We start from the raw sequence: 7,128 nt of genomic DNA on the forward strand, positions 1-7,128 counted from the left end.
CCCGGCTGCGCCGGGCGGTCCCCCTCCCCATTCTGGGGAGGATAGAAACGCGATCGACCGCTTCCTCGAGATGATGGCCGCCGAGGCCGGCGCCGCGCCCAATACCATCGCCGCCTACCGCCGCGACCTGACGCTCGCGTCCGACACGCTCGACGGCCGCCTCGCCACCGCCGACGCCGCGGCGCTGGAACGGCTGGCGGAAGAATGGCGCGCGCTGTCCCGCGCCACCGTGGCGCGCAAGGCGGCGTCGCTGCGCCGCTTCTTCGGCTTCCTGATCGACGAGGGCGACCGCGCCGACGATCCGTCGCCCGCGCTGCCGCGTCCCGCCGCCGCGCGCCCGCTGCCGCGCACGCTCGGCCACGCCGACGTCGACCGCCTGTTCGCGGTCGTGGCCGAACGGCTCGCGACGCCGCTGCCCAACGACCTGCGCCTCGCCGCGCTGATCGAGCTGCTGTACGGATCGGGGCTGCGCGCGACCGAACTGGTGTCGCTGCCGCGCAACGCGATCCACCCCGACCGCCCGTTCCTGATCCTGAGGGGGAAGGGCGGGCGCGAGCGGCTGGTGCCTATTTCCGACCGCGCCCGCGCGGCAGTGGCGGCATGGCGCGCGCATGTCGAGGTCGATCGCGCCTTCCTCTTCCCCTCGGGCAAGGGGCATTTGTCGCGCGTGCGCCTGTTCCAGATCGTGCGCGATCTGGCCGCCGCCGCCGGGATCGCGCCCGATCGCATCAGCCCCCACGTCCTGCGCCATGCCTTCGCCACGCACCTGCTGGAGGGCGGGGCGGACCTGCGCGCGCTGCAATCGATGCTGGGCCATGCGGATATCGCGACGACGCAGATCTACACCCATGTCGACGCCTCGCGCCTCGTCCGCCTCGTGAACGAGCGCCACCCGCTCGTTGACGCACTCGCCGCGCAGTCCTAGGCGCGCGCCATGCCAAGTTTCCTGGATTTCGAGAAACCCATCGCCGAATTGCAGGCGCGTATCGACGAGCTGCGCGAAAGCGACGCCGACGGCGCGGTCGATATCTCGGCCGAGGTGGGCAAGCTACAGGCCAAGTCGGACAAGCTGCTGAAGGACACGTTCGCGAAGCTGACGCCGTGGCAGAAGACGCAGGTCGCGCGCCATCCGGAACGGCCGCACTTCCGCGATTACGTCGCCGGCCTGTTCGACGAATTCCTCCCGCTCGCGGGCGACCGCGCCTTCGCCGACGATCAGGCGATCCTCGGTGGCTTCGCCACCTTCCGCGGGCGCCGCGTCATGGTGCTGGGGCACGAGAAGGGCGACGACACCGCCAGCCGACTGCGCCACAATTTCGGGATGGGAAAGCCGGAGGGGTATCGCAAGGCGATCCGCCTGCTCGAACTGGCCGACCGCTTCGCGCTGCCGGTGGTGACATTGGTCGACACGTCGGGCGCCTTCCCCGGTATCCAGGCGGAGGAGCGCGGCCAGGCGGAGGCGATCGCCCGCTCGACCGAGGCGTGCCTGGCCCTTGGCGTGCCGATGGTGGCGAGCGTGGTGGGCGAGGGCGGCTCGGGCGGCGCGGTCGCGCTGGCCAGCGGCAACCGCGTGCTGATGTTCGAACATGCGGTCTATTCCGTCATCTCGCCCGAGGGCTGCGCCTCGATCCTGTGGCGCACCGCGGACAAGGCGCCGGAGGCGGCGGAGGCGATGAAGGTCACTGCGCAGGACCTGAAGGCGCTGGGCGTGATCGACGCCATCGTGCGCGAGCCGGTGGGCGGCGCGCATCGCGATCCCGCCGCCGCGATCGCGTCGCTGGGCGACGCCATCGACGGCGCGCTGGGCGCGATGGCGGGCATGGACGCCGCCGCGCTGCGTCGTGACCGGCGCGACAAGTTCCTGAAGATGGGCCGGATCGGCTGAGCGAACGAAAAGGGGCGGCGAACCCATCGGTCCGCCGCCCCGTTCTTTCCCGAAGGAGGAGAGCTTAGTTGCTCTTCGCCATCTCGGTCGTCGCCTTGCCGAACGTGGTCTTGAGCTGGTTGCCCAGGCCCTGCATGGCGGCGATGGCGGCGACGGCGATCAGCGCGGCGATCAGGCCGTACTCGATCGCGGTGGCGCCCTTGCTGTTCTTCAGGAAAGCGCGAATCTTCTGCATGTCGATCTCCAGTGCACACGAAAACTTTAGTTACCCGGCCGGGATCGGTCAGACCGGTTCCAGCAACGACGGGGTGTAGGAGGCGGGGGTTGAGGAATGTTTAAACGCGACGGTAAACGCCGCGGTCATTTCGATGCCGCGGTGACCTTCGCCGCGATGTCCCGCCACATGCCCGTCGTCACGTCCGCCAGGCCCAGCAGCGCGGCGAACGTCCCCAGCACCACGATCGCCAGGATCAGGCCGTATTCGATCGCGCTGCCCCCGCGCGAATCGCGCGCCAGCCGGACGGCGAACCGGTATATGGCGGCGGGGGGGCGAGGGGTACGCATGGCACGCCGGGATAGAGGATGACCGTTAACGAAATGTCCGCGATCGCCGTCCCGCCCGCGACGATCCTGGTCGTGGCGGGGGCGTTGGTGCGGGAGGGTCGCTGGCTGATGCAGCGCCGCCCCGTCGGGAAGGCGCATGGCGGCCTGTGGGAGTTTCCGGGCGGAAAGGTCGATCCGGGGGAGACGCCGGTGGCGGCGCTGGTACGCGAACTGGGCGAGGAACTGGATATCGCGGTCGCCCCCGCCGATTGCGCGCCGCTGTCGTTCGCCACGCACGACCGCATCGTCATGCTGCTGTACGTCGTGGCGCGCTGGCAGGGCGAGCCGCGCCCCCTGGCGGCGAGCGCGCTGCGCTGGGCGGAGGCGGAGGCGCTGGCGCGTCTGCCCATGCCGCCGGTCGACATCCCGCTCGTCGCGGCGCTGCCCCCGCGCGCACGGGGTTGACGCGGCCCGCAAAGTCGAGGATTTGCCCGCCTCCCGCAGCATCGAGGCCCGATGGCGGAGTGGTGACGCAGAGGACTGCAAATCCTTGCACCCGGGTTCGATTCCCGGTCGGGCCTCCAGCCGCCGCCGGGCGTGCGCTTCACCCGTATCCAGCAGCCCGGTTGGCGAAGCGCCGCCGCCGCGATAGAAGGCTGCTTCCGCAAAAGTGTATTGCGTCAGTAAGACACGTATGCCAAGCAGAGCCATGCAGGAACGCTCCATGACCGCCACTCCCGACGATTTCGCCGCCATGCGACAGGCGATGGTGTCCAGCCAGCTGCGGACCACCGCGGTGACCGATCCCCGCCTGATCGCCGCGATGGCGCAGGTCCCGCGCGAGGCGTTCGTGCCTGCCGAGGTCGCGGCGCTCGCCTATCGCGACACCGGCGTGTCGCTGGGCGAGGGGCGGAGCACCAATTCCCCCTTGGCGACCGGCCGGTTGCTGGAGGAGGCGCGACTGCGCGCGACCGATCGCGTGCTGCTGATCGGCGCGGGCGGCGGCTATACCGCCGCGGTGCTGGCGCGCATCGTGCGGGAGGTCGTGGCGGTGGAGGTGTCGCCGGCCCTGGCGACGCTGGCGCGCGGCGCGCTGGCAGGCATCGGCAACGTGACGGTGGTCGAAGGCCCGCTGGAGCACGGCCATCCCGACGGCGCGCCCTATGACGTGCTGGTCGTCGACGGCGCGATCGAGGAACTGCCCGTGACGCTGTCGACGCAGGTCGCGGAGGGCGGCCGGATCGTGGCGGGCGTGGTGGAACGCGGCGTGTCGCGGCTGGCCGCGGGGGCGCGCGCGGGCGCGGCGACCGCGCTGGCCCCGTTCGTCGACATCGACGCGGTGCGGCTCCCCGGTTTCGCACGGCCCAAAGCGTTCGTGTTCTGATGCGCGTCGGGGGGCGCCTTGCCATCCTGCTGCTCGGCGCGGCGACGCCGGCGAGCGCCGACACGCTGCGCGAGGCGCTGGCGCGCGCCTATGACGGCAACCCGACGCTGACCGGGCAGCGCGCGTCGCAGCGCGCGACCGACGAGAACGTGCCCTTGGCGCGCGCCAACGGCCTGCCGTCCGCGAACGGCACCGTGGGGGTGAACGAGAATTTCATCCTGGGCGGCAATTCCTTCACCACCCCCGAACGCGCGTTGCAGGCGCAGGCGGGACTGACGGTGCCGCTGTACACCGGCGGACGCGTCGGCAATGCGGTCCGCGCCGCCGAAACCCGCGTCGACGCGGGGCAGGCGACGTTGCGCAACGTGGAGGCGACGGTCTTCACCGACGTCGTCGCCGCGTACAACAACGTCCTGCGGGACGAGGCGATCGTCGGGCTGAACACCCAGAACGTGCGCGTCCTCGACACGAACCTGCGCGCCAGCCGCGACCGGTTCGAGGTGGGCGACGTCACCCGCACCGACGTGGCGCAGTCGGAGGCGCGCTTCCGCCTGGCGCAGGCGCAGCTGCAATCGGCGCAGGCGACATTGATCGCCAGTCGCGAGAATTACATCCGCCTGGTCGGCACCCCGCCGGGCACGCTGGAGCCGCCGCCCGCGCTGCCCAACCTGCCCGCCGCGCCCGACGATGCGGTGGCGGTCGCGATCGACAACAACCCCGCCTTGCTCGCCGCGCGCAAGGCACGCGACGCGACCGAATATGACGTGCGCGCCGCGCGCGCGACGCGGTTGCCGCAGGTCGGCGCGACGCTGTCGCAGAATTATTTCAACTATCTGGGCACCCTGGGCGCCAACACCGGCGGCCTGGGTATCGGGCAGACGGGCAACGCCACCGCGGTGGGCGTGCAGCTGAGCCTGCCCTTCTTCCAGGGCGGGCGCCCGGGCGCGCAGATCCGGCAGGCGCAGGCGCTGCGCGGGCAGGCGATCGAGCAGGCGACCGCGGCGGAGCGTCAGGTGGTGTCGAACGCCCGGTCCGCCTTCGCGATCTGGCGCTCCTCGCAGGAGGTGATCGCGTCGGCGGAGGCGGCGGTGGCCGCCAACAAGCTCAGCCTGGAGGGCGTGCGCGCGGAGAACAGCGTGGGGACGCGCACCGTGCTCGATATCCTGAACGCGGAACAGGAATTGCTCAACAGCCAGGTCACGCTCGTGACCGCGCGCCGCGACGCCTATGTCGCGGGCTTCTCGCTGCTGGCGGCGATGGGCCGCGCGGAGGCGGAGGATCTGGGGCTGGAGGGCGGCCCGCTGTACGATCCCAACGTCAACTACCGCAAGGTGCGGCGCAGCTGGTCCGACTTCGCGACCGGCCCCGCCCCCGCGGCGGTCGCCCCGACGACCGTCGCGGTGCCCGCGCAGAACGCCACCGTCACGCGCGCGCTGGACCCGGCACTGGACAGCAATGTTGACAGGACCCCCGCATTGACGACAGGTGTCGATCGACCGCGACCTTAGGCTGCGGCGACAGGGTCCCGTGGAGGTAGGTCGCGAATGGGCGATATGAGCGCCGAACCGTCGATGGAGGACATCCTCGCCTCCATCAAGCGGGTCATCAAGGAAGGCGAGACGCCGGCACCGCCGCGACGCATGTCGCCGCGGCCCGTTGCCGCGCCCGTCGATCGCCCCGGGCCCATCGATCGTGACGAGGACGGCGTGCTGGAACTCAGTCAGCCGTTGACCCCGCCTGCTCCCGCCCCCGCGCCGACGACGGAACCGTCGTTCGCCGCGGCGACCGACGCACCGCGCGCGGCGGAGCCCGCCCCGGCGGCCGCGCCCCACCCGCGTGCCGGATCCGCGAGCGGCGTGTCCCCCGCCACGGCGGAGGCTGCGCGCGGCGCGCTCGGCGCGCTGTCGCGGCTGGTGGTGAAGCCCGAGCCGGGCGGCGACGGCACGCTGGAGGGACTGGTGCGCGAGATGCTTCGCCCGATGCTCGGCGACTGGCTGGATGCGAACCTGCCCGGCTTGGTCGAGGAGATGGTGGCGCGCGAGATCGCCAAGATCACCGACCCCGCGCGCTGAACGACGACTGATGGGCGAAAATCCGACGACCGGGCGGCACCCCGCTGCCCCGCACATCGCCGACGGCAGTCCGCCGCACGACGAAAGCCATCGCAGCGACATCTTCTTCGCCGCGGTGAAGACGACGCGCATGCCGATGATCGTCACCGATCCCAACCAACCCGACAACCCGATCGTCTTCTGCAACGACGCCTTCACCTTCATGACCGGCTATTCGGAGGCGGAGCTGCTCGGCACCAACTGCCGCTTCCTGCAAGGGCCGGAAACGGATCGGGAGGTCGTGGCGCAGCTGCGTGCCGCGATCGATTCGCGGGAGGAGATCGCGGTCGAGCTGCTGAACTATCGCAAGAACGGCTCGACCTTCTGGAACGCGCTGTTCGTTTCGCCGGTGTTCGGCGAGGACGGCCGGCTGCTGTATTTCTTCGGCTCGCAGCTCGACATCTCGCGCCGGCGCGAAGCGGAGGAGGCGCTGCACGAGGCGCAGAAGCTGGAGGCGGTGGCGAAGCTGACCGGCGGGATCGCCCATGATTTCAACAACCTGCTTCAGGTCATCATGGGCTATGTCGATATTTTGGAAAGCCGCATCGAGGACGGCGACCGCACCGGGCGCCGCGCGGTGGAGGCGATCGGGGGCGCCGCGACCCGCGCCTCGACGCTGACGCAGCAATTGCTCGCCTTCGCGCGGAAACAGGAATTGCGCGACCGGTTGCTGAACTTCAACTCGCTCGTCGCCGATTTCCGGCCCGTGGTGACGCGCGCCGCGGGCGACCGGCTGAAGGTCCGCTACCGCCTGGACGACACGCTGTGGAACTGCCGCGTCGATCCGGTGCAGGCGGAAATGGCGCTGCTGAACGTCATCTCGAACGCGCGCGACGCGGTGGGCGGGGAGGGCAACGTCGTGATCGCGACGCGCAACGTCCGCCTGCCCGCCGACGACGAGCAGCTGGCGCGCCGTCTGGCGCCGGGTGAGTATGTCGTGGTCAGCGTCCGCGACGACGGGCCGGGCATCGACGCCGCGATCCTGGACAAGGTGTTCGATCCCTTCTTCACGACCAAGGACATGGGCAAGGGCGCGGGTCTCGGCCTCGCCATGGTCTACGGCTTCGCCAAGCAATCGGGCGGGATCGCCGCCGCGATCAGTCCGGAGGACGGCGGGGCGGAGGTCGCGATGTACTTCCCGCGCGCCGCCGGGGCGACCGAGCGCCGTCCCGCGCCCGTCGCCCCCCGCGCCGCGGCGGGCGGGG

At 71.2% G+C, this 7,128-nt stretch carries 9 protein-coding genes and 1 tRNA gene; 8 read left to right on the plus strand and 2 right to left on the minus strand.

Features of this window, described 5'->3' with window-relative positions; translation table 11 throughout:
* The first annotated feature begins 52 nt into the window (after window positions 1-52).
* Window positions 53-925: a tyrosine recombinase gene (locus ASG29_RS10950; RefSeq protein ID WP_321163199.1), complete on the plus strand. Its 873-nt coding sequence runs from the start codon at window positions 53-55 to the stop codon at window positions 923-925.
* A 9-nt stretch (window positions 926-934) separates the two neighbouring features.
* Window positions 935-1,885 carry an acetyl-CoA carboxylase carboxyltransferase subunit alpha gene (locus ASG29_RS10955; protein WP_055983655.1) on the plus strand — a complete coding sequence of 317 codons (951 nt, stop codon included), beginning with the start codon at window positions 935-937 and terminating at the stop codon, window positions 1,883-1,885.
* A 64-nt stretch (window positions 1,886-1,949) separates the two neighbouring features.
* On the opposite strand, the gene ASG29_RS10960 is transcribed toward ASG29_RS10955, so the two are convergent.
* Together ASG29_RS10960 and ASG29_RS10965 are read right to left on the minus strand one after the other, a co-directional pair.
* On the minus strand, window positions 1,950-2,120 hold the full coding sequence (locus ASG29_RS10960) for a Flp family type IVb pilin (protein ID WP_055983656.1): 171 nt from the start codon (window positions 2,118-2,120) through the stop codon (window positions 1,950-1,952).
* 125 nt (window positions 2,121-2,245) lie between these two features.
* On the minus strand, window positions 2,246-2,449 hold the full coding sequence (locus ASG29_RS10965) for a Flp family type IVb pilin (RefSeq protein WP_055983658.1): 204 nt from the start codon (window positions 2,447-2,449) through the stop codon (window positions 2,246-2,248).
* 18 nt (window positions 2,450-2,467) lie between these two features.
* On the opposite strand from ASG29_RS10965, the gene ASG29_RS10970 reads away from it, so the two are divergent.
* The 6 genes from ASG29_RS10970 to ASG29_RS10995 all read left to right on the plus strand — a co-directional run.
* On the plus strand, window positions 2,468-2,893 hold the full coding sequence (locus tag ASG29_RS10970; RefSeq protein WP_055983660.1) for a (deoxy)nucleoside triphosphate pyrophosphohydrolase: 426 nt from the start codon (window positions 2,468-2,470) through the stop codon (window positions 2,891-2,893).
* 45 nt (window positions 2,894-2,938) lie between these two features.
* Window positions 2,939-3,012, plus strand: a tRNA-Cys gene (locus tag ASG29_RS10975).
* Between the two features lie 140 nt (window positions 3,013-3,152).
* Entirely contained in the window at window positions 3,153-3,812 is a 660-nt protein-coding gene (locus ASG29_RS10980; protein ID WP_156457980.1) for a protein-L-isoaspartate O-methyltransferase family protein, read from the plus strand.
* A complete protein-coding gene (locus tag ASG29_RS10985; protein ID WP_055983665.1) occupies window positions 3,812-5,320 on the plus strand; it encodes a TolC family outer membrane protein in 1,509 nt (502 codons plus the stop codon). The genes ASG29_RS10980 and ASG29_RS10985 overlap by 1 nt, the downstream gene beginning before the upstream one ends.
* 36 nt (window positions 5,321-5,356) lie before the next feature.
* Window positions 5,357-5,884, plus strand: a complete 528-nt coding sequence (locus ASG29_RS10990) for a DUF2497 domain-containing protein (RefSeq protein ID WP_082515924.1) — start codon at window positions 5,357-5,359, stop codon at window positions 5,882-5,884.
* A gap of 10 nt (window positions 5,885-5,894) precedes the next feature.
* Window positions 5,895-7,128 (plus strand): PAS domain-containing protein (locus ASG29_RS10995; RefSeq protein WP_235532875.1); only part of this gene is annotated, 1,234 nt, incomplete at its 3' end.

It is taken from the genome of Sphingomonas sp. Leaf412, assembly GCF_001425405.1.
In the GTDB taxonomy this organism is placed as follows: Bacteria; Pseudomonadota; Alphaproteobacteria; order Sphingomonadales; family Sphingomonadaceae; genus Sphingomonas.